The sequence below is a fragment of the Cupriavidus sp. MPR-AND1C genome (genome assembly GCF_058809705.1).
The window spans coordinates 41,594-68,317 of record NZ_JBXASU010000025.1 but is presented as its reverse complement, the minus strand read 5'-3'; the positions used below and the strand labels follow the sequence as shown (position 1 = coordinate 68,317).

The following is a 26,724-nucleotide window of genomic DNA, read 5'->3' as shown; positions in this document are numbered from 1 at the left end:
GCCTCAGAACTGCGCTTCGCTCAACGCATTGACCGGCACCGCGCCCGCCACGATGGCATCGCGCAAACCCGATGCCTGCGACAGGATGTGCTCCGCGAAGAAATGCGCCGTCGAGATCTTGGCGTCGTGGAAGGACGGATCCTCGCCACGCTTCGCATCCGCCGCAAGCATCGCGCGGCCAAGCTGCCAGCCCGAAAACACGATACCGCAGAGCTTCAGGTAAGGCACGCTGCCGGCAAACACGGCATTCGGGTCCGACTTGGCATTGGCCACGACGAACGCCACGACGGTCTCCAGCGCGGCGCGCCCCTTGGCCAGTTGCGCCTGCACCGCGGTGAATGCCGCGCCACCATGCTTGCCCAGCGCCGCCTCGGTCTCGGCGATCTGCGCGCAGATCGCACGGGCCACCGCGCCACCGTCGCGCAGCGTCTTGCGGCCGACGAGGTCGTTCGCCTGGATCGCGGTCGTGCCTTCGTAGATCGGCAGGATGCGGGCATCACGATAGTGCTGGGCCGCGCCGGTCTCCTCGATGAAGCCCATGCCGCCGTGCACCTGCACACCGAGGCTGGTCACATCGATCGACAACTCGGTGCTCCAGCCCTTGACGATGGGCACCATGAACTCGTAGAACGCCTGGCTTTGCTTGCGCACCGCGTCGTCGGCATGCTGGTGCGCCGTGTCGCACGCGGCCGCGGCCACATACGCTACCGCGCGCGCGCCTTCGATCAGCGAGCGCATGGTCATCAGCATGCGTTTGACGTCTGGGTGATGAATGATGGCCACAGCCTCGCGTGCGGAACCGTCGACCGGCCGGCTTTGCACGCGCTCGCGGGCAAAATTCACAGCCTGCTGGTAGGCCCGCTCCGACACGGCGATGCCTTGCATGCCGACCGAGAAGCGCGCCGAGTTCATCATGATGAACATGTACTCCAGGCCGCGGTTTTCCTCGCCGACCAGCGTGCCGATGGCGCCACCGTGGTCGCCGAACTGCAGCACGGCTGTGGGGCTGGCCTTGATGCCCAGCTTGTGCTCGATCGACACGCAGTGCGCATCATTGCGCGCGCCCAGCGAACCATCCTCATTCACCAGGAACTTGGGCACGATGAACAGCGAGATGCCCTTGACGCCCTCGGGTGCCGTGGGCGTGCGCGCGAGAACGAGATGGACGATGTTCTGCGCCATGTCGTGCTCACCGTAGGTGATGAAGATCTTGGTGCCGAACACCTTGTAGGTACCGTCACCCTGCGGCTCAGCGCGCGTGCGCACGGCCGCCAGGTCCGAACCGGCCTGCGGCTCGGTCAGGTTCATGGTGCCGGTCCATTCGCCGGAGATCAGCTTGGGCAGGAAGGTAGCCTTCTGCGCATCGCTGCCCGCGGTCAGCAGGGCTTCGATGGCGCCGTCTGTCAGCAGCGGGCACAGCGCGAACGACAGGTTCGCCGTGTTCAGCATCTCGTTGCAGGCGGTGGCGATCAACTTGGGCAAACCCTGGCCGCCAAATTCCTGTGGATGCAGCACACCCTGCCAGCCACCTTCACCAAACTGGCGGAACGCGTCCTTGAAGCCGGGCGTGGTGGTCACCACGCCATCCTTCCAGCTGCTGGGATCGGTGTCGCCGATACGGTTGAGCGGCGCCACCACTTGTTCGTTGAATTTGGCTGCCTCGTCGAGCACCGCCTGCGCCGTCTCCGGCGTGGCGTCCTCGAAGCCGGGAAGCTTGCTGACTGCATCAAGATCAGCCAGTTCGTTCATCACGAACAGCATGTCCTTGAGCGGGGCACGGTAGGTCATCGATGTCTCCGGTGTGTATAAAAAAGCCGTTCTCGGGCAGGCCCGGAACGGCTAGTACTTACTGATCGAGCCCGGCGCGTCAAACGCCGTGCCGGGCGGTGGGGATCAGCCCAGCGCCGCCACCAGTTCGGGCACGACGGTGTTCAGATCGCCAACCAGGCCGTAGTCGGCCACCGAGAAGATCGGGGCTTCGGCATCCTTGTTGATCGCGACGATCACCTTGGAGTCCTTCATGCCGGCCAGATGCTGGATCGCGCCGGAGATGCCGACGGCGATGTACAGCTGCGGCGCAACGATCTTGCCGGTCTGGCCGACCTGGTAATCGTTGGGCACGAAGCCGGCATCGACAGCAGCGCGGGACGCACCCATCGCGGCGTTCAGCTTATCGGCCAGCGGCGTCAGCACCTTGGTGTAGTTCTCGCCGGAACCCACGCCACGGCCACCGGACACGATGATCTTGGCGGCGGTCAGCTCGGGGCGGTCGCTCTTGGTGACTTCGCGCGAAACGAATTGCGAGATGCCGGCGTCGGCCACGGCGGGCAGGTTTTCCACGGCGGCCGAGCCACCGTCGGCTGCGGCAGCGTCAAAGCCGGTACCGCGCACGGTGATGACCTTGACCTTGTCCGACGATTGAACGATCGAGATCGCGTTGCCGGCGTAGATCGGGCGCTCGAACGTGTCCGGGCTGTCGACCTTGGTGATGTCCGACAGCTGGGCTACGTCCAGCTTGGCCGCGACGCGCGGCAGGATGTTCTTGCCGTAGGCCGAGGCGGGCGCCAGGATGTGGCTGTAGTCGCTGGCGATGGCCAGCACTTGCTCGGCCACGTTTTCAGCCAGGCCGTCGGCGAACTGCGGCGCGTCGGCCAGCAGCACCTTGGACACGCCGGCGATCTTCGCCGCGGCAGCAGCGGCGGCGGCGGCATTGGCGCCTGCCACCAGCACGTGGACATCACCGCCGCACTGGGCGGCTGCCGTCACGGTGTTCAGCGTGGCGGCCTTGATGGATTGGTTGTCGTGTTCAGCAATGACGAGTGCAGTCATGTTTTATCTCCTGGCGCGCTCAGATGACCTTGGCTTCGTTCTTCAGCTTTTGCACCAGCGTCGCAACGTCCGGCACCATCACACCCGCGCTACGCTTGGGCGGCTCAACGACCTTGACGGTCTTCAGGCGCGGCGCCACGTCCACGCCGAGATCTTCCGGCTTGACGATGTCGAGCGGCTTCTTCTTGGCCTTCATGATGTTCGGCAGCGTGACATAACGCGGCTCGTTCAGGCGCAGGTCAGTGGTCACCACCGCCGGCAGCTTGAGCGACAAGGTCTCCAGACCGCCATCCACTTCACGCGTCACCGATGCGCGGCCGTCGGCCACCACCACCTTCGAGGCGAAGGTGGCTTGCGGCAGGCCCGCCAGCGCAGCCAGCATCTGGCCGGTCTGGTTGGAGTCGTCGTCGATGGCCTGCTTGCCCAGGATCACCAGTTGCGGCTGTTCCTTGTCGACCAGGGCCTTGAGCAGCTTGGCCACGGCCAGCGGCTGCAGGTCTTCGTTCGATTCCACCAGGATGCCGCGGTCGGCACCGATGGCCATCGCCGTACGCAGGGTTTCCTGGCACTGGGTCACGCCGCAGGACACGGCGATCACCTCGGTGACCACCCCGGCTTCCCGCAGGCGCACCGCTTCTTCCACGGCGATTTCGTCAAACGGGTTCATGCTCATCTTGACGTTAGCCAGATCCACGCCCGTGCCGTCCGACTTCACCCGGACCTTGACGTTGTAATCCACCACGCGCTTGACTGCGACGAGTACTTTCATGCGCTCACTCCACTGATAGTCGATAGTCAGAAATTTGGTTCGCCCGCCATTATAACCACCGGGTGGGTGGCACTCTTATTTTTCGAACGGTCGTACTATTTTATCGATAAAGAATTGCCGGGCATAGCCCGGCAATGTGAAAACCTCGCCGCATTGTGGCGCAGGATGCCCTGCAGCACACGGTTTTTGAGGGTTTTTTCAAACTTACCAGGCGGTAATCACCGAATCCTTGAAGGTGCTCTGGACGTACTGCTTGATCTCCGGCGAATGATAGGCCTTGACCAGCTTGGCTACCCAGGGCTTGTTCTTGTCGGCTTCGCGGATGGCGATCAGGTTGGCATAGGGACCCTTGGGGCCTTCCATGGCAATGGCGTCCTTGGTGGGCGACAGGCCAGCCGATTCAGCGTAGTTGCCATTGATGGCGGCGGCGTCGAGGTCATCCAGCGAACGCGGCAGCTGCGCGGCGTCCAGTTCGACGATTCGGATCTTCTTCGGGTTGGAAACGATGTCCAGCGGCGTGGCCTTCAAGCCAGCATCCGGGCGCAGCTTGATCAGGCCCTTGCTTTGCAGCAACAGCAAGCCACGGCCGCCATTGGTGGGGTCGTTCGGCACGCCAACGCGCGCGCCGTCCTTGAGCTGGTCGAGCGACTTGATCTTCTTGGAGTACACGCCCATCGGGAAGGTCACGGTGAAGGCGATGTGGGTGAACTTGTAGCCACGGTCCTTGATCTGCGCTTCCAGGTACGGCAGGTGCTGGTAGCTGTTGGCGTCCAGGTCGCCAGCGGCCAGCGCGGCGTTCGGCTGGACGTAGTCACTGAACTCCACCAGCTGGATATTCAGGCCGTCCTTGGCCGCGACCTTCTTCACCTGCTCCATGATCTGAGCGTGCGGGCCGCCGGTGACGCCGATCTTGATCGGCTTTTCCTGCGCCATGGCGCCAGTGGCCAGGGTAGCGCCCAGGGCGGCGCCGACAATCCATTGCAGCAAGTTACGACGTTGCATGTTGATTTCCTTTTCTCGATGGCTCTATGTCTTTGCAGATAGCCAGGCGGATCGCCGGGCTGACTTGTTACTTATGGCTGATGCGCCGCACCAGCCAGTCGCCGAAGCTTTGCACCGCTTGCACGAAGACGATCAGGATCAGCACCACCGCCACCATCACCTCGGTGATGTAGCGCTGGTAGCCGTAGCGGATGCCGAGGTCGCCCAGCCCGCCGCCGCCGATGGCGCCGGCCATGGCCGAGTAGCCCACCAGGCTGACAAAGGTGATGGTCAGGCCGGCCACGATGCCAGGCATGGCCTCGGGCAGCAGCACCTTCATCACGATCTGGCCGGTGCTCGCGCCCATCGACTGGGCGGCCTCGACCAGGCCTTTGTCGACTTCGCGCAGCGCGCTTTCCACCAGGCGTGCGATAAACGGAATCGCGGCGATGGTCAGCGGCACCACGGCCGCGGTCGTGCCGATCGACGAGCCCACGATAAAGCGCGTGAACGGAATCACCACCACCAGCAAGATGATGAAGGGGATCGAGCGCACGGCGTTGACCACCACGCCGATGGTGCGGTTGAACAGCGGGTGCGACAGCACGCCGCCGCGGTTGGTCAGGTGCAGCAGCACGCCCAGCGGCACGCCAAACAGCGCGCCGACCACGCCCGAGATGCTCACCATCAGCAGCGTCTCGTTGAACGAGGTCAGGAACAGGTCAAACATTTCAGACCACATGCTCGATCTCCTCCACCACCACGCCTTCTTGTTGCAGATACTCCATTGCCGCCTTCACGTCGGCCAGGTCGCCGGTGGCCATGATGGCCAGCGAGCCGAAGGCCTGGCCCTGGATTTCGTCGATATGCCCGTGCAGGATGTTGAAGTCCAGCCCGTAGCGGCGAATCGCCTGGGCCAGCACCGGCTGGTCCACGCCCGCGCCGGTGAAGGCCAGGCGATAGACGTGGTCGCGCCCGTTGCCGAGGCGGCTCTCCACGCGCTTGAGCACGCTTTGCGGCAGTTCCTGCGCAATCACGTCGCCGATCATGGCGCGCGTGACCGCATGCTGCGGACGCAGGAAGACGTCGATCACCCGGCCGGTTTCCACCACCTGGCCAGCTTCAAGCACGGCCACGCGGTCGCAGACCTGCTTGATCACTTCCATCTGGTGCGTGATCATGACGATGGTCAGGCCCAGCTCGCGATTGATCTGCTTGAGCAGTTCCAGGATGGAGCGCGTGGTCTCCGGATCGAGGGCGGAAGTGGCCTCATCCGACAGCAGCACCTTGGGCTTGCTGGCCAGCGCCCGTGCAATCCCCACGCGCTGCTTCTGCCCGCCGCTGATCTGGGCGGGATAGCGATCCTTGAGCGCCGTCAGGCCAACCAGCTCCAGCAGCGGCAGCACCGTATCGGAAATCTCGCTGCGGGATTTGCCGGCCAGCTCCAGCGGCAGCGCCACATTGTCATAAACGGTGCGCGACGACAGCAGGTTGAAATGCTGGAAGATCATGCCGATGTCGCGGCGTGCCCGGCGCAACGCGCCGCTGTCAAGCGCGGTCAGCTCCTGGCCGGCTACGAAGACGCGGCCGGCGCTGGGGCGGTTAAGCAGGTTGATGGCGCGCACCAGCGTGCTCTTGCCAGCGCCGCTGCGGCCGATGATGCCGAAGACCTCACCTGCCGCAATCGACAGGTTGACGTCCCGCAGCGCATGCACCTCACCCGACCCGCCGGGGAAGCGCTGCGAAAGACCTTGCAGTTCGATCATGTGAAAAGAAAACGGCAACAGGCGAGTTTGTCTCTAGCACTGTTGCCGCATTTTATTTTTTTGGGCGAAGCGCGCATTTTAAGCGATCCGCTTCATACCAGAAACGACTTTTTGCCGATGTCTTTATGCGTTGAGGGCATATAGCCCAACAAAAATCACAAAAAAGATACTTACAAGACGCCCCATGAGGGCGGGCGCTTGTCGAGGAAGGCCTGCACGCCTTCCAGCGCCGCCGGATCCATCATGTTGCAGGCCATGGTCTGCCCGGCGAGCTGGTAGGCCGCTTCGATGCCCATCTCCAGCTGGCGGTAGAACAGGCCCTTGCCGGCGGCCACGGCGGCGGCCGGCTTGGCGCAGATGCTGGCCGCCAGGCGTGCAACCTCGGCATCGAGGGCATCGGCAGGCACCACGCGGTTGACCAGCCCGCGGTCGCGGGCTTGCAGCGCGTCGATCATGTCGCCGGTCAGCAGCATCTCCATGGCGTGCTTGCGCGACAGGTTGCGCGACAGCGCCACGCCCGGCGTGGCGCAGAACAGGCCAAGGTTGACGCCCGATACCGCAAAGCGAGCCACATCGGCTGCCACCGCCAGGTCGCACATCGCCACCAGCTGGCAGCCAGCCGCCGTGGCAATGCCCTGCACGCGCGCGATCACCGGCTGCGGCATCTTCTGCATCGCCATCATCATGCGGGTGCAGCGGTCGAACAGGCGGCGGTAGTAGTCGTGCGACGGGCTGGCGCGCATCTCGCGCAGGTCATGTCCCGCGCAGAACGCGCGGCCGGCGGCGGCCAGCACCACCACGCGGACCGAGGCATCGGCGCCGGCGCGGGCAAACGCCACGGACAACGCATCCAGCAAGTCCTCTGACAGCGCGTTGAACGCTTCCGGGCGGTTCATCGTCAGGCGCAGCACGCCCGGGGCGTCGAGGCTTTCGCTCACCAGCGGGGTCACGGCGCGGTTATCGGTTTCAGCCATGCCAGGGCCTCCTATCGTTCGAGCAGCACCTTGAGGTGCGCACACACGCTACGGCTCAGCGCGCTCAGGTTATAGCCACCTTCCAGGCAACTGACGATGCGCCCTTTCGCATGAGCGCGGGCGACGTCGACCAGTTGGGCGGTGATCCACGCATAGTCCTGCTCGACCAGCCCCATCTGCCCGAGGTCATCCTCCCGATGGGCGTCGAAGCCAGCCGAGATAAACAACATCTGCGGCTTGAACTCGTTCAGGCGCGGCAGCCAGATCGTCTCCACCACTTCGCGCACCGCCAGGCCGTTGGTATAGGCCGGCAGCGGGATGTTCGACATATTGGTGGCAATGTGCTCGGTGCCGCTGTACGGATAAAACGGATGCTGGAAGAAGCTGCACATCAGCACCTGGGCGTCGCCACGGAAAGCGGCTTCGGTGCCATTGCCATGATGCACGTCGAAATCGACGATGGCCACGCGCTCCAGCCCGTGCGCGGCGAGCGCATGACGCGCGGCGATCGCCACATTGTTGTAAAAGCAGAAACCCATGGCCCGGTCCGGCTCGGCATGGTGGCCCGGCGGGCGCACGCAGCAGAACGCATTCTCGATCTCGCCCGCCATCACCGCATCGGTGGCAGCCACCGCGGCGCCTGCCGCATGGGCGGCGGCGGCGAGCGTGTGCGGGTTCATCAGGGTATCGGGATCGATCGGGTGGTAGCCGCTGGCCGGGCTGGCCGCGGCCAGCGAGGCAATGTACTGCGCAAGATGCACGCGCCCGATCTGCTCGGCGGTGGCGGCGCTCGCCTCGCGCCGGTCAAGCAGGCCGTCCATGCCGTGCGAGATCAGGTGATCCTCAATGGCCTGCAGGCGCTCAGGGCACTCCGGATGGAATGGCCCCATCTCATGCAGCAGGAACTCGGGATGCGTGTAATAGCCTGTGGGCATGTCTTATTGCTTTAATCGTGGTCTCCATTCGTTACGTTAGCACATGCCGCGCCAGCCACCCAGCGCGCTGCCGCGCGGGCACCATCCGCTATACTCGCAGCGACTTGCAAAGGACACCATGACCGACTCCCAGCGCTCCCTGCGCCGCCCGCTTCTGGGCGCCGCGCTTTCCGCTGCCGCATTGAGCTTGTGCGGCGTCTCCCCCGCCCTGCTTGCGGCCGGCAAGCGCCGCGTGAGCATGCGCGAAGAAGAAATCGAGCCGGGCCGCTACCGTGACAATCCCAAGAGCCGCGCCTTCATCGACGAGATGGTGGCGCGCCACGGCTTTGCCCGCCAGACGCTGGAAGGCTGGTTCGGCCAGGCCGTGTATTCATCCACGGTGGTGCGCTTGATCATGCCGCCCGCCACGCCGGGACGCAAAAGCTGGCGTACCTACCGCTCGCGCTTTATCGAACCGATCCGCGTCAACGCGGGCGTGCGCTTCTGGCAGCAAAATCGCGAAACACTGCGCCGCGCGGAAGCCGAGTTCGGCGTGCCGGCCTCGGTGATCGTCGGCATCATCGGTGTCGAGACCATCTATGGCCGCGACATGGGTACCTTCCGCGTGATCGACTCGCTTTCCACGCTGGCCTTCGATTATCCGGACGTACCCAACCGCGAAGCGCGCACCACGCTGTTCCGCAACCAGCTGACCGACTACCTGCTGTGGTGCCGCGACACCAACACCGATGTGTTCTCGGTGCTGGGCTCCTTCGCGGGTGCCGTGGGCATTCCGCAGTTCATGCCCACAAGCCTGCGCGAATACGCCATCGACTACGACGGCGACGGCCGCATCGACCTGCGCAGCAGCGCCACCGACGCGATCGGCAGCGTGGCGCGCTTCCTGCAGCTGCACGGCTGGGAACCGGGCCGCCCGGTGGTCTGGCGCATCGCCGCCGACGAGGGCAGCCGCGGCATCGCCGCCGCCGCAGCGGATGGCGAGCCATGGCCCACCCGCACGCTCAACCAGTTGCTCAAGGCCGGCCTGCGCGTGGACGAGCCGATCGAGCCGACACGCGAAGGCGAAACCGGCGTGCTGGTGGTGGACCTGCCTACGCCCGGCGAAACCACCGACTACATGCTCGGCCTGCGCAACTTCTATGTGCTGACGCGCTACAACCGCAGCTTCTTCTACGCGCTGGCCGTGTACCAGCTGGGCGAGGCGGTCAAGGCGGCGATGGGCTGAGCCGGTACCCGCTGCGCGATAAGCAAAAAGCCCCCGCAAGACTGAACTCGCGGGGGCTTTTTCAATGCGCGGTGCAAGCCAGCATCAAGCCGGGAACACCCCGGTCGAAAGGTAGCGATCACCGCGATCGCACACCACGAACACGATGGTGGCATTCTCCACTTCCTCGGCGATACGCAGCGCGACGCACAGCGCGCCCGCAGCCGAGATGCCGCAGAAGATTCCTTCCTCGCGCGCCATGCGACGTGCCATGTGCTCGGCATCGCCCTGGCTGACCGGCTCGGTACGGTCAATGAATTTCGGATCGTAGATCTTCGGCATGTACGCCTCGGGCCACTTGCGGATGCCAGGAATACGCGAGCCTTCGGCCGGCTGCGCACCCACGATCTGGATCCCTGCGTTCTGTTCCTTCAGGTAGCGCGAGACACCGGTAATGGTGCCCGTGGTGCCCATGGCAGAGACGAAGTGAGTAATGCGCCCTTCGGTGTCGCGCCAGATCTCCGGGCCGGTGGTCTCGTAGTGCGCCAGCGGATTGTCCGGGTTGGCGAACTGGTCCAGGATCACGCCGCGGCCGTCGCGTTCCATGGAGTCCGCGAGGTCACGCGCGTATTCCATGCCGCCCTTGACCGGTGTCAGGATGATTTCCGCGCCGTAGGCAGCCATGCTCTGGCGGCGCTCCATGCTCAGGTCTTCCGGCATGATCAGCACCATCTTGTAGCCGCGGATGGCGGCCGCCATGGCCAGCGCGATGCCGGTATTGCCCGAGGTAGCCTCGATCAGCGTATCGCCCGGCTTGATGCGGCCGCGCGACTCGGCGCGGGCAATCATCGAGACCGCCGGCCGGTCCTTGACCGAGCCCGCGGGGTTGTTGCCCTCGAGCTTGCCGAGGATTACGTTGCCGCGCGGGGCGCCGGCGCCGCCGGGGATGCGCTGCAGTTGCACCAGCGGCGTATTGCCGATGGTGTCTTCAATCGTCTTGTAGGCCATGGTGAGCGGATTCCAATGTCGGCGGACATTGTAATCCAGTCGCAAAGCTTGCGTTGCCGACGTGGCGCGTCAGGCTTCGGCCTCGGCCTTGCCGCTGCCCAGCAGGTGGTACAGCAGGATCGCGCCAAACGTGGCGGTACCAATGCCGCCCAGCGTCATGCCGCCCAGCTTCAGCGTCAGGTCGCCAGCCGCCACGGTCAGCGTAGCGCCGACCGTGATCAGGTTGCGCGAACTGGAGAAGTCGACCTTGTTCTGCACCCAGATACGCCCGGCAGTGGCGGCGATCAGGCCGAACACCACAATGGTCAGGCCACCGATCACGGGGCCCGGGATGGTCAGGATCAGCGCACCGAACTTGGGCGAAAAGCCCAGCACCAGCGCCACCACCGCCGCCACCACGAAGATCAGCGTGGAGTAGATCTTGGTCACTGCCATCACGCCCATGTTTTCAGCGTAAGTGGTCACGCCCGTGCCGCCGCCGCCGGCGGAAATGATGGTGGCAATGCCATCGCCGATGAAGGCACGGCCGATATAGGGATCGAGATTGCGGCCGGTCATCACGCTGATGGCCTTGATGTGCCCGAGGTTTTCCGCCACCAGCACGATGGCCACCGGCGCGATCAGCAGCATGGCGCTGGCCTGGAACACTGGCGTGGAAAATACCGGCAGCCCGAACCAGGCCGCGGCGGCGACGCCGGAGAAGTCGATGCCTTTGCCCATGCCCAGCCCGTTGGTGCAAACGTAGTACAGCACGTAGCCGAACAGTCCGCCCACCAGTACCGGCAGCCGGCGCAGCATGCCCGGCGCATGCACCGCCACCACGCCCACGGCCAGCACGGTCGCCAACCCCACCCAGGTATCCAACGGCGCGCCGCTCACGGCCTTGACCGCCACCGGCGCGAGGTTCAGGCCGATGGCCGCGACGATGGCACCCGTCACCACCGGCGGCATCAGCCGCTCCACCCAGCGATACCCCACCGCCTGCACCACCAGCCCGATCAGCAGGTACAACACGCCCGCGGCGATGATGCCGCCAAGCGCCACCGGGATATTAGCGTTGGGGCCGCTGCCGGCGTAGCCGGTCGCGGCGATCACCACCGCGATGAAGGCAAAGCTGGAACCCAGGTAGCTCGGCACCCTGCCGCGCACGCACAGGAAAAAAATCAGCGTGCCGATGCCGGAAAACAGGATGGCGATATTGGGATTGAAGCCCATCAGGATCGGTGCGATCGCGGTCGAGCCGAACATCGCTACCACGTGCTGGATACCTGCCAGCAGGGTCTGGCCGGCGGGCAAGCGCTCATCAGGCGCGATCACGCCGTGCGTCTTTAGCCGCCACTTGGGCAGGAATCCCGCGTCCTCGTTATTTCCCATTGTCCAGCTCCCTTTTTATTGGCCTGGCCGCCCCGTATGCGGGCAGGTCCGGCGCGATCTTGGATTTTGTTGGCCACGCAGGCGGCTCGGGCCACAACAGCGTCCGCATGATACCGCGCGGCCGCATTCGTGATAAGCCAAACGGCACCAGTGTCCTAGCACGAGCCATACCAGCGCCGGATCTTCGTGCTGGTGCACGAGCAGCAAAAAGCCCCGGGCTCGGCCGGGGCTTCGAGGGTCGGATAGCTTGGATGCGGGCGCCGCGCTGCACGCCCGCGGCAAGCTTAGCGAACGGCCTTGGCCGGCGGCTTCTCCGTCTTGGCGTCCTTCTTGGCAGGAGCCGCCGCCACCGTGGCCTTCGGCGCCGCAGCACTGCCGGCACCGATGGTCATGCCGGCCTCCTGCAAGCGCACGACAGATTTCTGCCCCAGGCCCTTGACCCGATCGGCGAGATCCGCGGCATCCTTGAAGGGACCGCCCCGGCTGCGTTCGCTGACAATGGTGCTGGCCGTGGCCGGCCCGATGCCCTTGAGCGACACCAGCGCGGCCTCATCGGCGGTATTCACATCGACCGCCGCAAACGCGGCACCCGATAGCGAGAACCAGACGGCGGCAGCCAGCAGGACCTGCCTGGACGCGCGCGTCAGAGTTGGCTTGAACATGGGAGTTTCTCCTATCCATTGATGAAAGTCGCTTCGCCCTGGCTGGACGAAGCAACACGCAGGATAGGAGCACGCAACCGGCTTGGCGCACCTCGCAACAAAAGTTCACCTCAACGCTACCGAGGTGTCTCCACAGCGCGCGCAAGGCCCACAAAAGACGCCTTTACACGCATGTCTTTGCGACTTCAGCCCTTGTTCTGCAGCAGCCAGCGGCAGTAGCGCGACACGCCTTCTTCCACGGTGTAGAACGCGTCCTTGTACCCGGCGCCACGCAGGCGCGAGACATCGGACTGGGTGTAGCACTGGTACTTGCCGCGCAGCGCGTCGGGGAACTTGATGTATTCCACCAATCCCTCCTGCACCATCTCGTCGAGCGTCAGCTGGGGCCGGCCATCGGCCTCGCGCAGCGTGTTGACCACGGTCGCGGCAATGTCGTTGAACGGTTGCGCGCGGCCGGTGCCGAGGTTGAAGATGCCCGACTTGTCCGGATGCTCCAGGAAGAACAGGTTGACCTTCACCACGTCCTCAACCGAGACGAAGTCGCGGGTATGGCCACCCGGCGCATAGCCGCCATATTCGCCAAACAGCTTCACCGTGCCATCGGCGCAGAACTGGTTGAAATTGTGGAACGCCACCGAGGCCATGCGGCCCTTGTGCGCTTCGCGCGGGCCATACACGTTGAAGTAGCGAAAGCCCACGATCTGCGACAACGCGCACGGCAGCTTGCGCCGCACCACCTGGTCGAACAGGAACTTCGAGTAGCCGTAGACGTTCAGCGGCTTCTCGTACTGGCGCTCTTCCTTGAACACCTGCGAGGCGCCATAGGTGGCTGCCGAAGAGGCGTAGAGGAACTGCGTGCCCTGCTCCAGGCAGGCATCCATCAACGCCTGGGTGTAGCGAAAGTTGTTCTCCATCATGTAGCGGCCGTCGGTCTCCATGGTGTCGGAGCAGGCTCCCTCATGGAACACCGCGCGTACCTTGCCGAACTCACCGCGCTTGAAGCGCTCGATGAACTCGCTCTTGTCTAGGTAGTCGCGGATCTCGCAGTCGACGAGGTTGTGGAACTTGTCGGCGCGCGTCAGGTTGTCGACGGCGACGACATTGTCTTCGCCGCGCTCGTTCAGGCCCTTGACGAGGTTGCTGCCGATAAAGCCGGCAGCGCCGGTTACGATGATGGTCATGGTCGTGTGGGCTCAAAAGAGCCAGGAGGCAGCGCGGCCATTACACCGGCGTGCCAAACAATTCAGGATAGGTGACGACCGCGGTGCCCAGCTTGCCCACCACGATGCTGCCAGCGCGATTGGCGTGCTGCACGGCCTCCTTGAGCGGCACGCCCGCGCCCAGCATGGTCGCCAGCGTGGCGATCACGGTGTCGCCGGCGCCGGACACGTCGTAGACTTCGCGCGCCTGCGCCGACACGTGCAGCACCTCGGCTTCGGTGTAGAGCGTCATGCCCTCTTCCGAGCGCGTCAGCAGCAGCGCTTCGAGATGCAGCTCGCGCCGCAGGTTCTGGGCCCGGATGGTGAGATCGGACTCGGTCTTCCAGGCGCCCACCACGTGCCGCATTTCGGCACGGTTGGGGGTGATCAGCGTGGCGCCGCGATAGCGTGAGTAATCGTCGCCCTTGGGATCGACCAGCACCAGGCAGCCCGCGGCGCGGCCCGCCTCGACCATGCGGCCCACATGGGCCAGGCCGCCCTTGCCGTAGTCGGAGAGCACCAGAACCTTGTACTCTTTGACCAGGGCCAGGAAACGATCCTGCACCGCGGCCAGCACTTCATGTCCCGGTGCATTCTCGAAGTCCACGCGCAGCAACTGCTGCTGGTGCGCCACCACGCGCAGCTTGATGGTGGTGTTGACACTGGGGTCGCGATGCAGGTAAGGCTGCACGTGGCTGGCGCTGAGCAGCGCCTCCAGCGTACGGCCGGGCTCATCATCGCCGACCACGCCCAGCATGCCCACCTGGGCGCCCAGCGCGGCGGCATTGCGCGCCACGTTGGCAGCGCCGCCAAGGCGTTCGTCGCTGCGCTTGATCTGCACCACCGGCACCGGGGCTTCCGGGGAAATGCGCTCGACATCGCCGAACCAATAGCGGTCGAGCATCATGTCGCCCGCCACCAGGATGCGCGATTGATTGATCTGTTGCTGCGGAATATGGTTCTTGCTCATGGACATCCTTGGCAACACGGCCCGGTCCGTCAGCCGGGGTGTTGGCTTGTCGTTCCCGTTGGGTTGCGTTTCAGCGCGTCGTGGTCGGCCGCCCGATCGCATGATATTCGATGCCCGTTTCCTGCATGGCTTCGGGCTCGTACAGATTGCGTCCATCGAAGATGACGGGTGCCTTCAGGCGGCGCTTGATCTGGTTGAAATCCGGGCTGCGGAACACCTTCCACTCTGTAACGATGACCAGAGCATCGGCGCCGTCGAGCGTGTCCATCTGCGCGTCGCAGAAATGCACGCGTGCAAAACCGCCATCGATGTGTGCGAGATCGAGGGCCAGCGCATGCTTGGCCTCGGCCATCGAGATCGGATCATGCACGCGCAGCGAGGCGCCGCGCGACACCAGCGCTTGCGCCAGCACCCGCGACGGCGCTTCGCGCATGTCGTCGGTATTGGGCTTGAAGGCCAGGCCCCAGATCGCAAAGGTACGGCCAGTGAGATCCTCGCCAAAGCGGCGCACGACCTTGTCGGCCAGCACCTGCTTTTGCGCGTCGTTGACGGCTTCCACCGCTTCCAGCACGCGCATGGGCTTGCCATGCGCGCTGGCGGTGCGCATCAGCGCCTGCACATCCTTGGGGAAACACGAGCCGCCGTAGCCGGCACCGGCGTACAGGAAACTATAGCCGATGCGCGGATCGGAACCGATGCCCATGCGGACCAGCTCGATATCGGCGCCGACTTCATCGGCCAGGTTCGCCAGCTCGTTCATGAACGAGATGCGCGTGGCCAGCATCGAGTTGGCGGCGTACTTGGTGAACTCGGCCGAGCGCACGTCCATATAGAACGTACGCTCGTGATTGCGGTTGAAGGGCGCGTAGAGCTGGCGCATGATCGCCTTGGCGTGCCGGCCCGCCACGTCGGCATTGCAGCCCAGCACGATGCGGTCGGGACGCATGAAGTCCTCCACCGCGGCGCCTTCCTTCAGGAACTCCGGATTCGAGACCACGGAGAACTGCAGGTCCTCGAGGCCACGCGCGGCCAGCTCTTCACGAATGGCTTCGGCAACACGATCGCCGGTGCCGACCGGCACGGTGGACTTGTCCACCACCACCTTGAAGCCGGTCATGTACTTGCCGATATTGCGGGCCGCCGCCAGCACATATTGCAGGTCAGCGGAGCCATCCTCGTCAGGCGGCGTGCCAACGGCGATGAACTGCACGTCGGCATGCTCCACGCTGGCCGCCACATCGGTGGAAAATGTCAGCCGGCCAGCCTCGCGATTACGCTGGATTAGCTCCTTCAAGCCCGGCTCGTAGATCGGCACGCCGCCAGCATTGAGCATCGCGATCTTGCGTTCGTCTACGTCCAGGCAAAACACATCGTTGCCCAGCTCAGCCAGGCAGGCCCCGGTCACTAGACCGACGTAGCCGCTGCCGATAATGGTGACTTTCATAACTTGTACTCCAGATAGGGATTGGCGTGCGACGCTAAGGCAACAACATCGGCATCGGCATCAGCCGAGCGCCTCGGAACGGCGCGGTGCGTAGGTTTCCCAGCGGTTGCAGCCAGGGCACTGCCAATAGAACAACCGGGCTCGGAAACCGCACTCCCGGCAGGTATAGCGTGCCAGGTTACGTGTGCGGTGCTGCAGCAGGTCGCGGATCGCCGACACCTCCTGCTCATGTTCGACATCGTGCGCGCAGCCCGCCGGCTCGCCATCGGCCACATCAGCCGCATTGGCCGTGACAGCCACGCTGGCTTGCGCGACCTCGGCGGCCTGCGCCTCAAAATACTTGGTCAGGGCCTGCAGCGACGGCTGCCGGCGCAATTGCTCTCGCATCAGCACGGCCGCGGCATGCGCGCCGTGCTGCTCCAGCTCGGCACGATAGGCACTATCGAGCAACTCGGCAGCCAGGTTCGTTTTCAGCAGGCCGCGCAACCACTCCAGCGCCCGGCCATCGTCGCCGAGCTGGCGGTACGCTTTGACCACGCGATCCGCCACCAGCGGCAGATAAGTAGCGTCCTGCTTCTCGATGCCCAGCCAGTGGCCAAGCGCGCCTTGCGCGTCGCCCGCGGCCATGGCCACATCGCCCAGCAGCATCGGCGCACGCACATTGGCGGGGTTTTCCCTGGCGGCCTGCTGCAGCCAGCCGATGGCGTCATCAGGCTGCTTGCGCTGCAGCGCGTCCTGCGCCAGTTCGCAGCAGAACTGAGCGATCTGCACGCTGTAGTCCTTCTGCTCCAGCGGCTGCAGCTCACGTGCCGCGTCGATGGCTTTCTTCCACTCTTTCTCGACTTCGTAAAGCTCCAGAAGCACATGCTTGGCCGGGGCCGCGTACGGCCCCGACATCAGCCGGCGCAGCGATTCCTCCGCGCGGTCAAGCAGGCCGGCGCGCAGGAAATCCTGGCCCAGCTCATAGAGCGCGTGCTCACGTTCGGCATCGGGAAGATCCTGACGGCTAGCCAGGTTCTGGTGCACGCGGATGGCACGTTCGGTTTCACCACGCCGGCGGAACAAAGCGCCAAGCGCAAAGTGCAGCTCTGTGGTCTCGGGGTCCAGGCGCACCACCTCGATGAACGCGTCGATGGCTTGATCGGGCTGCTCGTTGAGCAGGAAGTTCAGCCCCTTGAAATAGGAGCGCGGCAGCGCGCCCTGCTCGCTCATCAGTTGCCGCGCATCGAAGCGGGCAGCCATCCAGCCAAGGCCGAAAATGAGCGGCAGCGCCAGCAGCCACCAGGTTTCAAAAATCATGGGTCAGACTTTCGGGCCAACTACGTTGTAAGGAATGCCGGAACCTGCCGCGGCCTGCGGGTCGCGCGCACTTTCCGCCGACTGGCTGTGCGCCTCGCCCAGCGCACGCCGCAGCCGGCCCGCCTCCATGCGCTGTCGCATCAGCACGGGCGCCAGCGCGGCGAGCGCGGCGAGGATGCCCAGCCCGAATGCGGCCAGCAAGATCAGGATCAGCGGCGCGCGCCAGACGGCATCAAAAAAGAGCTGCAGCGAGACGTCGGTGGTATTGCGCAGCGCCAGCACGAACAGCAGCGCGAACAGGACAATGCGGATGATCCAGGCGACAAGTTTCATGCGGGCTTCATGCGGCAGATGGGATGAATCGGACTCCGGTGATGCGGACGTCGGCGGGCGGCGCCCCCTCGGTGGTAGGGTAGGGACGAGATCATTGCTGATCTGTCCCCCCCTAAGAACCGTACGTGCGAGTTTCCCCGCATACGGCTCAAGCCTCTACAAAATGTTAATTAAACACCGGTTTCACAACAGTTTGGCCGTGGTGGTGAACTTGGATATGGCAGTTCGGATGCAGCAGCACACGATTCCCTAGAGCATCGGAACCCCCAAGCATGCGGGATTCGATGTGATGATCTTCCCATCCTGTTTCCTTGGTTATCTTGCACTGACACACCGCACACAAGCCTCGCTGGGATACATACAGTTTGATCCACTGCTTTCGGTGCGTCATGCTTGCTTGCATGCGCTCCTGCCGCAACGTCTCGCCGTAGCGTTCCTGCGCTGGATCGAAGGGGTTGTAATCCCCTCGAATCTTCTTGTGCCGCCGAATGGGCGTCCCCGCAAGCGGGTACAACTCCGTCCAATAGCTATTGCCGTTCTTGTCCCTTGCTTTGGTCCCAAACACCCAGTTCCGTTCCCCGACCGATGTGAAATACTTCTTCCGCACCCAATCGGCGTTCTTTCCTTGGTGTCGCCGTTTCGCCCATCGCCATAGAGCCTTAAATACCGCATGCTCCACGCGTGTGAACGTCGCCTTCGCAACCACTGGACTGTGATACTGCGCCCAGCCCCTTAGCATCGGGTTCAGCAGTTCGATCAGATCGGCCTGCTTCACCGCCTTGTTAGCACTGATAACCGCCTTCACCTTGCGATAGAACGTCTGCACGTTCTTTTTGCTCGGCTTGATGAATAGCGTTCCCGAGTACTTCCGGAAATTCCACCCAAGGAAGTCAAAGCCTTCGGCAATGTGGACGATCCGCGTTTTCTCCGTCGATAGCGTCAGCCCCCGTACTGCCAGGAACTGCTCTACCCATGGCTTCACCTCGTGCTCCAAAACTTCCGGCGTATTGCCGGTGATCACGAAGTCGTCCGCATAGCGCACAACATTCACCTTCAGCTTCTTCGTGTTGTTGACTCCTAGCTTTGTCCTGAGGAACTCCACCAGTTGCCGTTCCAACCCGTTCAATGCCACGTTTGCCAGAGTCGGGGAAATGATGCCCCCCTGTGGTGTTCCGGCTTCGGTCGCCTGAAACTGACCCTGAAATACCACGCCAGCTTTCAGCCATTTCCGCAGGATTGCTTTGTCCATCGGGACGTTGCGTTCCAGCCAGTCGTGACTGATATGGTCAAAGCACCCCTTGATATCCGCCTCGAGTACCCATTGAGCCGAAGCCTTCTGGGACAACGAGACAAATAGCTGAGACATGGCATCCGCGGTAGAGCGATTGATCCGGAACCCATAGGAGTTCAGATCACTCGTCCCTTCGGACACCGGTTCCAGCGCCAGCAGGTATAACGCCTGCATGGCTCGATCCAACATGGTCGGAATGCCCAGAGGGCGCTCTTTCCCGTTGGCTTTAGGAATAAAGACCCTCCTTAATGGCATGGGCCGATACCCCCGGCGCTTCAACCGCCCGATGGCTTCCCACCGGACTTCAGGCGAGTTCCACTGTTCGCGGTCAACACCTACTGTCCGCGCACCTTGGTTCTCCGTCACTCGCCGCACCGCCGATGCCTTGGCGGACCACGAGCGGGTCAAAGACCGTTGCAGGGCTTTCACCCTGCGCCAGTCCCCTTCCTGTGTTGCCTTCGCAATTCGAATCTGCATTACCCGAACGTTCCGTTCAACACGGCGCCAATTGATGTCGCCCCATCGTTGCGGTACGCCGGAGGGCGCAGATTCATCCTCACGGATCAATGCTTCCATGCTGCTCTCCTATCTTGAGGATCCTCCCCAAAATCTAGAGACAACATGCCCCTTGAGGGACAGTTGCCCCTCAAGGGAAGAAAATTTAAACAAGCGAGTTCAGTCAGCCGTCTTGCGACGAAAGACCAGTTGGAAGTCTGCCCGCTTTCGCGTGGGATGATGTTTCAACCCCTATCCGAACCATTACAGCCCGGCATTCGCTTTTTCCAACCTCCCATACCCGCATAGCCAACAGCGTTCCTTGCGGTTCGCCTGCCTGAGCCAACTGCGCTTCGGCAGCCATACGGGCTTACCACGTTCCCTGCGCGTTACACGACTGGGTTAGGGTCCGCCTCTTCGCCGGTGGTCCATTGACGACGTGTCCCGAGGAACCAACGGGACAACCGACCACGTACCGTTTTGGTTAGTGCCTATCAGCAGCTTTGGCACCGCAATGCTCACGGCGTTTACCAGCAGTTCACTTACATTACCCATACCAGCCAGCCTTGCTCCTCGACCCCATTGCTGCTCGGAGTCTCTGCCTGTCCGCCTCACGACGGATAGACACCCTTACGGGGGCTACGTTGTCAGGAGAGCTTCACACCCCACCGTTACCGGTGACGCATGTCTCCCTAGGCTACTGCTAGTCGCATAGCAGGTTCTCTATCAGAGCACCCTTACAGGTGTGTCCGACCGAACCATAACGCGCAGAGCTTACGCTCCGGGACCTCACTTCCCTACTTCACGTGCTCCTTTACTAGCGAGCGCTTGACGGCGGTGTACTCTCGCGAGTGCCTACCGTCCCAAAGAGCCTAGCGCCAGTCCATCCGGACCGGTTTGAATGCTATGTGGTATCCATACAACAAACTCCGTTGCATAGCCACCCGCCTCTCCGTGGAGGGGCGTTTACAGAGAACTCGCCCAAAGGCGAGCGTCCCCGCCCTTGGGCAATGGCTGGAAATCCATCCAGCAAAAAGCAAGCTGCAAATCCGGCCGGTGTTCGGGCCTTCCTCGCAACGTTCTAGACTCCCCCTGGCTGTTCGGCCCGGTTCGTCTAAGCAAGAAATGGTTGGGATTGGACAGTTCGGGCCGAAGCCCTCCCCTTGTCCCAACAAGGTCGATGCTCCTTACGTTGGAGCTACCCGGACACGATAGTGCGTGTCGCACGATTCCCGGCATTGTAGCGGAATCGCCTCGTACCAACGGTAACCTCTTGTATGCTCGCAAAAATGAAAAAGCGCCCCGATAAGGGGCGCTTTTTTGACTATCCAGGCACATCACGAGCCAAACACAGCGGATTCAGGACTGGGCCAGCTTCAGCCCGCCATCATCATGCAGGGCATTGCCGGCAGCGGCTGCCGGCAACGCCTGGCCAGGCGCGGTCACAAGACCCGCACCAGCCGTAGCGCCATGGCCAATGCTACCGCCATGGGTACTGCCATTCGCGTTGCCGCTGCCAACGTGACTTCCATTGGCATTGGCGCCAGCACCGCCGCTACCTGCCTGCGGCAGCGCCGGGCTGCGATCGACTCGTTCACGCAACTCCTTGCCCGCCTTGAAGTGCGGCACCCGTTTCTCGGGCACCAGCACACGTTCGCCGGACTTGGGGTTGCGTCCCACGCGCGGCGGACGCCGGTTAAGACCAAAACTGCCGAATCCGCGAATCTCGATGCGGTGGCCATCAGCCAGCGCTTCGGACATCGCGTCGAGGATCGTCTTCACCGAGATGTCCGCATCCCGCAGCAACAGCTGCGGGAACCGGGCAGCCAGTTTTTCGACAAGCTCGGACTTGGTCATGGGCATCCGCTAGCAGGCGTAAGAACCAATGCTTACTGGTTGTCCTGGCCGAGCTTGGCCTTCAGCAGCGCGCCCAGGTTGGTCGTGCCAGCCGTGCCGGTGTCGGCAGCGAACTTCTGCATGGCTTCTTGCTGCTCGACGTTGTCCTTGGCCTTGATCGACAGGTTGATGTTGCGCGACTTGCGGTCAACGTTCACCACCAGGGCGGTGATTTGTTCGCCTTCCTTCAGCACGTTGCGAGCATCTTCCACGCGGTCAGCCGAGATTTCGGATGCGCGCAGGTAACCTTCGACGTCATCAGCCAGTTGCACGACAGCGCCCTTGGCATCAACAGTCTTGATCGTGCCGTTGACCAGGGAACCCTTGTCGTTAGCCGAGATGAAGTTGTTGAACGGGTCGCCCGACAGCTGCTTGATACCCAGCGAGATGCGTTCCTTGTCGACGTCGATGCCCAGAACCACGGCTTCCACTTCGTCGCCCTTCTTGTACTTGCGCACGGCTTCTTCGCCGGTTTCTTGCCAGGACAGGTCGGACAGGTGCACCAGGCCGTCGATGCCACCGGGCAGACCGATGAACACGCCGAAGTCGGTGATCGACTTGATCTGGCCGCCCAGCTTGTCGCCCTTCTTGTGGTTACGGCTGAAATCGTCCCACGGATTGGCCTTGCATTGCTTCATGCCCAGGCTGATACGACGCTTGTCTTCGTCGATATCCAGAACCATGACTTCGACTTCGTCGCCCAGCTGGACAACCTTCGACGGAGCAACGTTCTTGTTGGTCCAGTCCATTTCGGAAACGTGGACCAGGCCTTCGATGCCGGCTTCGATTTCAACGAATGCGCCGTAGTCGGTCAGGTTGGTCACCTTGCCGAACAGGCGGGTGCTTTGCGGGTAACGACGCGAGATGCCGACCCACGGATCTTCGCCCAGTTGCTTCACGCCCAGCGAGACGCGGTTCTTCTCTTGGTCGAACTTGAGGATCTTGGCGGTGATTTCCTGGCCAACCGACAGCACTTCGCTCGGGTGACGCACACGACGCCATGCCAGGTCGGTGATGTGCAGCAGGCCGTCGATGCCACCCAGGTCCACGAATGCGCCGTAGTCCGTGATGTTCTTGACGATACCGTTGACGATGGCGCCTTCCTTCAGGGTTTCCATCAGCTTCTGGCGCTCTTCGCCCAGGGTCGCTTCCACAACGGCGCGGCGCGACAGCACCACGTTGTTGCGCTTGCGGTCCAGCTTGATGACCTTGAATTCCAGGGTCTTGCCTTCGTACGGCGTGGTGTCCTTGATCGGACGCACATCGACCAGCGAGCCCGGCAGGAACGCGCGGATGCCGTTGACCATGACGGTCAGGCCGCCCTTGACCTTGCCCGTGACCGTGCCCGAGATGATTTCGCCGTCTTCCAGCGCCTTCTCGAGGTTCAGCCACGATGCCAGGCGCTTGGCCTTGTCGCGGGAGAGAATCGTGTCGCCATAGCCGTTCTCGAGCGCGTCGATGGCCACGGAGACGTAGTCGCCGGCCTGCACTTCGAGTTCGCCCTGGTCGTTCAGGAACTCCTCCACCGGCACAAAGGCTTCCGATTTGAGGCCGGCGTTGACGACCACGAAATTGTGGTCGATGCGCACGACTTCAGCGGAAATCACTTCGCCAGCCTTCATATTGGAGCGGGCGACGGATTCCTCGAACAGTGCGGCAAAGGATTCGTTAGTTTGCAGGTCGGACATAAACTTGAGTATCAATCCGCAGTACTCGGGCCGGCGCGTGGATCGCGCTCAGTCTGCACCGGGCAGCGGGGTCAGGTTGAACAACACCGGTGGAGCCGCGCTTGCAGGCTCTGCCGGCACTTCGGTGTTGCAGCGGCTGGACTAAGCGCGGATCAGGAACCCGGCGCGCCATACCATTGCAGCACCTGCGCCACCGCCTGATCCACCGTCATGTCGGAGGTATCGAGCAAGTGCGCATCCTCTGCGGGACGCAGCGGCGCGGCCGCGCGGGAGCGATCCCGCTGGTCGCGCGACTCAAGGTCTCGCAAAAGGTCTTCGATATTAGCAGAAATTCCCTTATCAATCAATTGTTTATAGCGCCTGCGAGCGCGCGCCTCGACACTTGCCGTCAGGAACACCTTCAGCCGGGCATCCGGGAAAATCACGGTGCCCATGTCGCGGCCGTCGGCAACCAGGCCGGGCAGCTTGCGAAAACCGCGCTGCAGCGCCGTCAGGGCGTCGCGCACCGGTTGGTGGACTGCGATCGCAGAGGCCCGGTTGCCGGTGGCTTCCGCGCGGATGGCCAGGCTGACCTCCTCGCCGCGCAGCCAGACACGGTCAGGCCCGAACTTCACATCGAGGCGGGTGGCCAGGCTGGCCAGCCCCTCCACATCCTGCATGTCGATGCCCGCACGCTCGCTGGCGAGCGCCACCAGGCGGTACAACGCACCGCTGTCCAGCAAATGGAAGCTGAGCGCGTCGGCCACCTTGTGCGCTACGGTGCCCTTTCCCGATGCGGTGGGCCCGTCGATGGTGATGACGTCGACGATAGTCATTGTTTATTAAGGCAGAACAAAATATCGATTTCTTAAATCAATTGAGAATCATTAGCATGCAATACATGCGAGGTACCCGGCAGGATCGCGGGCCCATGCAGCAAACAACCGGCATCTTCGCGAGGCAATCTACCATGGCCAAGACCCTGTCGTTCGGCATCATGCACGTTGCCATTGCCTTCGGCGTCACTTATGCGCTGACCGGCAATCTAGCTGTCAGCGGTGCCGTGACGTTCATCGAACCAGCAGTCAACACTGTGGCGCATTACTTCTTCGACCGCTACTGGGAACGGCGCGAACCCGGGGCGAAGCACAAGACCCTGCCCCAGACCGGGCGCGGCGGCGATGACCTGCCACTGGCTACGTGATCAGCGTGCCACCGTGCCAAACACCTCGAAGTAATCAGGGAACGTCTTTGCAACGCAGCCAGGCTCGTTGATGCGCACCGGCAGCGGACCGAACGCGGCCAGCGAAAAGCACATCGCCATGCGGTGGTCATCGTAAGTATCGATGCCGGCAGCCGGGGTCTGCCAGGCCGATTGGGCCGGTGGCGTCACCTTCAGGTAATCCTCACCCTCCTCCACTTCGACGCCTAGCTTGCGCAACTCAGCGGCCATAGCGCTGATGCGGTCGGTTTCCTTGACTCGCCAGCTGGCGATATTGGTTAGCGTGGTAGGCCCCTCGGCGAACAGCGCCGCCACCGCCAGGGTCATGGCAGCATCCGGAATATGGTTGCAGTCCAGTTCGATGCCGTTCAAGCGGCCGTCGTCGCGCTCGGTGCCGCGGACCTCGATCCAGTTGGCGCCGGCCATCACGTTGGCGCCCATGCGGTTAAGCGCCTCGGCAAACTTGACGTCGCCCTGGATGCTGGCCATGCCCACGCCCTCCACCCGCAGCGGGCCGCCGCCGATAGCGCCCGCCGCCAGGAAGTAGGAGGCCGAGGATGCGTCGCCCTCGACAAAAATCTCGCCCGGCGAGCGGTATGCCGCGCGAGCCGGCAGGATGAAGCGTGACCAGCCCTCGCGCCGGATCTCGATGCCAAAGCGCGCCAACAGGTTGAGCGTGATCTCCACATAGGGCTTGGAAATCAGCTCGCCCACCACTTCGATCTCGATGGTGTCGCCAGGCGCATCGGCCAGCGGCAAGGCCATCAGCAACGCCGTCAGGAACTGGCTGGACACGTCGCCACGCACGCGGATCGGCGCATCGATGCGAATCCGCGCGGGGGAAATCTGCAAGGGCGGATAGCCCTCGGTGCCAAGGTAGGCGACGCTCGCGCCAATCTGGCGCAGACCATCGACCAGATCGCCGATCGGCCGCTCGTGCATGCGCGGCACGCCGGACAGCTTGTAGCTCCCGCCCTGCAGCGCCAGCGCCGCGGTCAGCGGGCGAATCGCCGTACCCGCATTGCCCATGAACAGCTCGGCTGCCTTGTTGGGAAATTTGCCGCCCACGCCGCGCACCACGCAAACGCCTTCCTCCTGGCGCCATTCCACGCCCAGCGTGCGCAGCGCCTGCAGCATCACGCGCGTGTCATCCGAGTCGAGCAGGTCGCACACGCGGGTCTCTCCTTCGGCCAGCGCCGCCAGCAGCAGGACCCGGTTCGAGATGCTCTTGGAACCCGGCAGGCGAACCGTGCCCGAAGCGCGAGTGAAGGGACCGAGCGTGAGATGTTCCATGGTTTCCATGCTAGTTGGCGGGCGGCTTTCGATGAAAGGCGCGCCGCTTTCGTTGATGACGTGGCGTTCGCGTAGCGCCGGATTGCGTGGCGATCAGGGCTCGGCGTTGACAGCCGGCGCGCGCTGCGCGCCCCATTGCTGCCGCGCCTGGCTGGCGCGCTGGAAAATACGCTCCAGGCCCTCGCCGTTGCTGTTTTCGATCAGGGTCTTCAGATGCGCCAGCATGGCCTGGTAGGTGCTGAGCTCACTCAACATCGCCTCGCGGTTGCCAACGCAGATATCGCGCCACATCTCCGGCGACGACGCCGCGATCCGGGTGAAATCCCGGAAGCCGCCACCCGCGAAATCGAGCTTGAGCGCAGCGTCTTCGGCATTGGCCACCTGGGCCACCAGCGCATAGGAAAGCAGGTGCGGCAAATGGCTGACGGCGGCAAACACGGCATCGTGCTGCACGGCCGACATCACGCTGCACTGGGCGCCCGCGGTCTCCCACATGGCGCGCACGGCCGCCACGTCAATGCGGGTATTCTCCTGCAGCGGGCACAGCACGACCTTCTTGCCGACATAGAGATCGTCCAGCGCCGCTTCCACGCCATGCAGTTCGCGCCCGGCAATCGGATGGGCCGGCACGAACTGGGCCGCCTTGTCGCCCAGCGCGGTCTTGGCCGCCATGATGACGTCGGACTTGGTGCTGCCGGCATCCGTGATGATCGTAGCCGGCTCCAGATGCGGCTCAAGTGCATGGAGCAGCGCAAAGGTCTGTGCCACCGGCGCGCACAGCACGATCATGCTGGCGCCCTTGGCGGCGTCTTCCAGCGTGGCCGCCTCGTCGATCACGCCCAGCTTGAGCGCACGCTCGAGCGAAGCTTGCGAGCGGCCGACGCCGACCACCGTGCCGACCGCACCTGCGCGCTTGAGCGCGAGTGCCAGCGAGCCGCCGATCAGGCCGACACCGACAATGACGACACGGGAAAAAAATGGAGCGGACGCAGGAACGGTCACGGGGATACGCTGCCAGGCAAGGAAGTTCGGGAATCCGATATTGTAACTTCTCCGCCGGAGGGCGGCGCCGCCATTGCGCCTTCGCGCGCGCGCGCATGGCGCCGGCCCGCA

Annotated in this window: 24 protein-coding genes; 2 read left to right on the top strand and 22 right to left on the bottom strand. The window is 63.5% G+C overall.

The window, feature by feature from the left end; translation table 11 throughout:
• Positions 1 to 3 precede the first annotated feature (3 nt).
• The 8 genes from AC1RWI_RS15965 to AC1RWI_RS15930 all read right to left on the bottom strand — a co-directional run bounded on the left by AC1RWI_RS15965 (position 4) and on the right by AC1RWI_RS15930 (position 8,254).
• A complete protein-coding gene (locus AC1RWI_RS15965; protein WP_043344510.1) occupies positions 4 to 1,788 on the bottom strand; it encodes an acyl-CoA dehydrogenase in 1,785 nt (594 codons plus the stop codon).
• A 105-nt stretch (positions 1,789 to 1,893) separates the two neighbouring features.
• Complete coding sequence (locus tag AC1RWI_RS15960) at positions 1,894 to 2,829, bottom strand: electron transfer flavoprotein subunit alpha/FixB family protein (RefSeq protein WP_043344508.1); 936 nt, start codon at positions 2,827 to 2,829, stop codon at positions 1,894 to 1,896.
• Positions 2,830 to 2,848: 19 nt separating this feature from the next.
• Positions 2,849 to 3,598 carry an electron transfer flavoprotein subunit beta/FixA family protein gene (locus AC1RWI_RS15955; protein WP_006158397.1) on the bottom strand — a complete coding sequence of 250 codons (750 nt, stop codon included), beginning with the start codon at positions 3,596 to 3,598 and terminating at the stop codon, positions 2,849 to 2,851.
• A 204-nt stretch (positions 3,599 to 3,802) separates the two neighbouring features.
• The gene (locus tag AC1RWI_RS15950) at positions 3,803 to 4,600 is read right to left on the bottom strand and encodes a MetQ/NlpA family ABC transporter substrate-binding protein (RefSeq protein WP_043344507.1); all 798 of its coding nucleotides are present in this window, start codon (positions 4,598 to 4,600) and stop codon (positions 3,803 to 3,805) included.
• A gap of 67 nt (positions 4,601 to 4,667) precedes the next feature.
• Entirely contained in the window at positions 4,668 to 5,321 is a 654-nt protein-coding gene (locus tag AC1RWI_RS15945; protein WP_043344505.1) for a methionine ABC transporter permease, read from the bottom strand.
• Entirely contained in the window at positions 5,311 to 6,345 is a 1,035-nt protein-coding gene (locus AC1RWI_RS15940) for a methionine ABC transporter ATP-binding protein (RefSeq protein WP_043344503.1), read from the bottom strand. The genes AC1RWI_RS15945 and AC1RWI_RS15940 overlap by 11 nt, the downstream gene beginning before the upstream one ends.
• Before the next feature lie 170 nt (positions 6,346 to 6,515).
• Complete coding sequence (locus AC1RWI_RS15935; protein ID WP_492867390.1) at positions 6,516 to 7,319, bottom strand: enoyl-CoA hydratase; 804 nt, start codon at positions 7,317 to 7,319, stop codon at positions 6,516 to 6,518.
• A gap of 11 nt (positions 7,320 to 7,330) precedes the next feature.
• Positions 7,331 to 8,254 (bottom strand): histone deacetylase family protein, encoded by a 924-nt coding sequence (locus AC1RWI_RS15930; protein ID WP_492867388.1) that lies wholly within the window; start codon positions 8,252 to 8,254, stop codon positions 7,331 to 7,333.
• Between the two features lie 118 nt (positions 8,255 to 8,372).
• Between AC1RWI_RS15930 and mltB the strand changes: the two genes are divergently transcribed.
• Positions 8,373 to 9,479 (top strand): lytic murein transglycosylase B, encoded by a 1,107-nt coding sequence (gene mltB / locus AC1RWI_RS15925; RefSeq protein WP_492867386.1) that lies wholly within the window; start codon positions 8,373 to 8,375, stop codon positions 9,477 to 9,479.
• 84 nt (positions 9,480 to 9,563) lie between these two features.
• On the opposite strand, the gene cysM is transcribed toward mltB, so the two are convergent.
• The 12 genes from cysM to cmk all read right to left on the bottom strand — a co-directional run bounded on the left by cysM (position 9,564) and on the right by cmk (position 23,932).
• Positions 9,564 to 10,466, bottom strand: a complete 903-nt coding sequence (gene cysM, locus AC1RWI_RS15920) for a cysteine synthase CysM (protein ID WP_492867384.1) — start codon at positions 10,464 to 10,466, stop codon at positions 9,564 to 9,566.
• A 69-nt stretch (positions 10,467 to 10,535) separates the two neighbouring features.
• Positions 10,536 to 11,840 carry a solute carrier family 23 protein gene (locus AC1RWI_RS15915; RefSeq protein ID WP_492867382.1) on the bottom strand — a complete coding sequence of 435 codons (1,305 nt, stop codon included), beginning with the start codon at positions 11,838 to 11,840 and terminating at the stop codon, positions 10,536 to 10,538.
• A gap of 284 nt (positions 11,841 to 12,124) precedes the next feature.
• On the bottom strand, positions 12,125 to 12,502 hold the full coding sequence (locus tag AC1RWI_RS15910; protein WP_052494447.1) for a ComEA family DNA-binding protein: 378 nt from the start codon (positions 12,500 to 12,502) through the stop codon (positions 12,125 to 12,127).
• Positions 12,503 to 12,687: 185 nt separating this feature from the next.
• Complete coding sequence (gene rfaD, locus AC1RWI_RS15905) at positions 12,688 to 13,683, bottom strand: ADP-glyceromanno-heptose 6-epimerase (protein ID WP_492867380.1); 996 nt, start codon at positions 13,681 to 13,683, stop codon at positions 12,688 to 12,690.
• 40 nt (positions 13,684 to 13,723) lie between these two features.
• The gene (rfaE1, locus tag AC1RWI_RS15900; RefSeq protein WP_052494446.1) at positions 13,724 to 14,671 is read right to left on the bottom strand and encodes a D-glycero-beta-D-manno-heptose-7-phosphate kinase; all 948 of its coding nucleotides are present in this window, start codon (positions 14,669 to 14,671) and stop codon (positions 13,724 to 13,726) included.
• A gap of 70 nt (positions 14,672 to 14,741) precedes the next feature.
• Positions 14,742 to 16,115 carry a UDP-glucose dehydrogenase family protein gene (locus AC1RWI_RS15895; RefSeq protein WP_043344491.1) on the bottom strand — a complete coding sequence of 458 codons (1,374 nt, stop codon included), beginning with the start codon at positions 16,113 to 16,115 and terminating at the stop codon, positions 14,742 to 14,744.
• Positions 16,116 to 16,175: 60 nt separating this feature from the next.
• Positions 16,176 to 17,414, bottom strand: coding sequence for a lipopolysaccharide assembly protein LapB (gene lapB / locus AC1RWI_RS15890; RefSeq protein ID WP_043344489.1), 1,239 nt, complete (start codon positions 17,412 to 17,414; stop codon positions 16,176 to 16,178).
• Positions 17,415 to 17,417: 3 nt separating this feature from the next.
• Positions 17,418 to 17,747, bottom strand: coding sequence for a lipopolysaccharide assembly protein LapA domain-containing protein (locus tag AC1RWI_RS15885; RefSeq protein WP_043344486.1), 330 nt, complete (start codon positions 17,745 to 17,747; stop codon positions 17,418 to 17,420).
• 166 nt (positions 17,748 to 17,913) lie between these two features.
• Entirely contained in the window at positions 17,914 to 19,614 is a 1,701-nt protein-coding gene (ltrA, locus tag AC1RWI_RS15880) for a group II intron reverse transcriptase/maturase (protein ID WP_492867377.1), read from the bottom strand.
• Between the two features lie 1,278 nt (positions 19,615 to 20,892).
• Positions 20,893 to 21,390, bottom strand: coding sequence for an integration host factor subunit beta (locus AC1RWI_RS15875; protein WP_043351368.1), 498 nt, complete (start codon positions 21,388 to 21,390; stop codon positions 20,893 to 20,895).
• 32 nt (positions 21,391 to 21,422) lie between these two features.
• Complete coding sequence (gene rpsA / locus AC1RWI_RS15870; protein WP_006158411.1) at positions 21,423 to 23,117, bottom strand: 30S ribosomal protein S1; 1,695 nt, start codon at positions 23,115 to 23,117, stop codon at positions 21,423 to 21,425.
• A gap of 152 nt (positions 23,118 to 23,269) precedes the next feature.
• Complete coding sequence (cmk, locus tag AC1RWI_RS15865; RefSeq protein WP_183032074.1) at positions 23,270 to 23,932, bottom strand: (d)CMP kinase; 663 nt, start codon at positions 23,930 to 23,932, stop codon at positions 23,270 to 23,272.
• Positions 23,933 to 24,066: 134 nt separating this feature from the next.
• Here cmk and AC1RWI_RS15860 point away from each other — a divergent pair, with 134 nt between their 5' ends.
• The gene (locus AC1RWI_RS15860; protein ID WP_492867374.1) at positions 24,067 to 24,300 is read left to right on the top strand and encodes a DUF2061 domain-containing protein; all 234 of its coding nucleotides are present in this window, start codon (positions 24,067 to 24,069) and stop codon (positions 24,298 to 24,300) included.
• Here the strand turns inward: AC1RWI_RS15860 and aroA are convergent, their stop codons facing one another.
• Together aroA and AC1RWI_RS15850 are read right to left on the bottom strand one after the other, a co-directional pair.
• The gene (gene aroA, locus AC1RWI_RS15855; RefSeq protein ID WP_492867372.1) at positions 24,301 to 25,611 is read right to left on the bottom strand and encodes a 3-phosphoshikimate 1-carboxyvinyltransferase; all 1,311 of its coding nucleotides are present in this window, start codon (positions 25,609 to 25,611) and stop codon (positions 24,301 to 24,303) included.
• A 93-nt stretch (positions 25,612 to 25,704) separates the two neighbouring features.
• The gene (locus tag AC1RWI_RS15850; protein ID WP_492867370.1) at positions 25,705 to 26,613 is read right to left on the bottom strand and encodes a prephenate dehydrogenase; all 909 of its coding nucleotides are present in this window, start codon (positions 26,611 to 26,613) and stop codon (positions 25,705 to 25,707) included.
• Positions 26,614 to 26,724 lie beyond the last annotated feature (111 nt).

Excerpts from the sequence above, each read along its gene's own strand:
- AC1RWI_RS15930 (WP_492867388.1), bottom strand. The coding sequence starts at position 8,254 with ATGCCCACAGGCTATTACACGCATCCCGAGTTCCTGCTGCATGAGATG.
- AC1RWI_RS15860 (WP_492867374.1), top strand. The coding sequence starts at position 24,067 with ATGGCCAAGACCCTGTCGTTCGGCATCATGCACGTTGCCATTGCCTTC.
- AC1RWI_RS15935 (WP_492867390.1), bottom strand. The coding sequence starts at position 7,319 with ATGGCTGAAACCGATAACCGCGCCGTGACCCCGCTGGTGAGCGAAAGC.
- rpsA (WP_006158411.1), bottom strand. The coding sequence starts at position 23,117 with ATGTCCGACCTGCAAACTAACGAATCCTTTGCCGCACTGTTCGAGGAA.
- AC1RWI_RS15965 (WP_043344510.1), bottom strand. The coding sequence starts at position 1,788 with ATGACCTACCGTGCCCCGCTCAAGGACATGCTGTTCGTGATGAACGAA.
- AC1RWI_RS15945 (WP_043344505.1), bottom strand. The coding sequence starts at position 5,321 with ATGTGGTCTGAAATGTTTGACCTGTTCCTGACCTCGTTCAACGAGACG.
- AC1RWI_RS15960 (WP_043344508.1), bottom strand. The coding sequence starts at position 2,829 with ATGACTGCACTCGTCATTGCTGAACACGACAACCAATCCATCAAGGCC.
- AC1RWI_RS15955 (WP_006158397.1), bottom strand. The coding sequence starts at position 3,598 with ATGAAAGTACTCGTCGCAGTCAAGCGCGTGGTGGATTACAACGTCAAG.
- rfaD (WP_492867380.1), bottom strand. The coding sequence starts at position 13,683 with ATGACCATCATCGTAACCGGCGCTGCCGGCTTTATCGGCAGCAACCTC.
- cmk (WP_183032074.1), bottom strand. The coding sequence starts at position 23,932 with ATGACTATCGTCGACGTCATCACCATCGACGGGCCCACCGCATCGGGA.
- AC1RWI_RS15910 (WP_052494447.1), bottom strand. The coding sequence starts at position 12,502 with ATGTTCAAGCCAACTCTGACGCGCGCGTCCAGGCAGGTCCTGCTGGCT.
- ltrA (WP_492867377.1), bottom strand. The coding sequence starts at position 19,614 with ATGGAAGCATTGATCCGTGAGGATGAATCTGCGCCCTCCGGCGTACCG.
- mltB (WP_492867386.1), top strand. The coding sequence starts at position 8,373 with ATGACCGACTCCCAGCGCTCCCTGCGCCGCCCGCTTCTGGGCGCCGCG.
- lapB (WP_043344489.1), bottom strand. The coding sequence starts at position 17,414 with ATGATTTTTGAAACCTGGTGGCTGCTGGCGCTGCCGCTCATTTTCGGC.
- AC1RWI_RS15895 (WP_043344491.1), bottom strand. The coding sequence starts at position 16,115 with ATGAAAGTCACCATTATCGGCAGCGGCTACGTCGGTCTAGTGACCGGG.
- AC1RWI_RS15950 (WP_043344507.1), bottom strand. The coding sequence starts at position 4,600 with ATGCAACGTCGTAACTTGCTGCAATGGATTGTCGGCGCCGCCCTGGGC.
- aroA (WP_492867372.1), bottom strand. The coding sequence starts at position 25,611 with ATGGAACATCTCACGCTCGGTCCCTTCACTCGCGCTTCGGGCACGGTT.
- AC1RWI_RS15915 (WP_492867382.1), bottom strand. The coding sequence starts at position 11,840 with ATGGGAAATAACGAGGACGCGGGATTCCTGCCCAAGTGGCGGCTAAAG.
- AC1RWI_RS15875 (WP_043351368.1), bottom strand. The coding sequence starts at position 21,390 with ATGACCAAGTCCGAGCTTGTCGAAAAACTGGCTGCCCGGTTCCCGCAG.
- AC1RWI_RS15940 (WP_043344503.1), bottom strand. The coding sequence starts at position 6,345 with ATGATCGAACTGCAAGGTCTTTCGCAGCGCTTCCCCGGCGGGTCGGGT.
- cysM (WP_492867384.1), bottom strand. The coding sequence starts at position 10,466 with ATGGCCTACAAGACGATTGAAGACACCATCGGCAATACGCCGCTGGTG.
- AC1RWI_RS15885 (WP_043344486.1), bottom strand. The coding sequence starts at position 17,747 with ATGAAACTTGTCGCCTGGATCATCCGCATTGTCCTGTTCGCGCTGCTG.
- rfaE1 (WP_052494446.1), bottom strand. The coding sequence starts at position 14,671 with ATGAGCAAGAACCATATTCCGCAGCAACAGATCAATCAATCGCGCATC.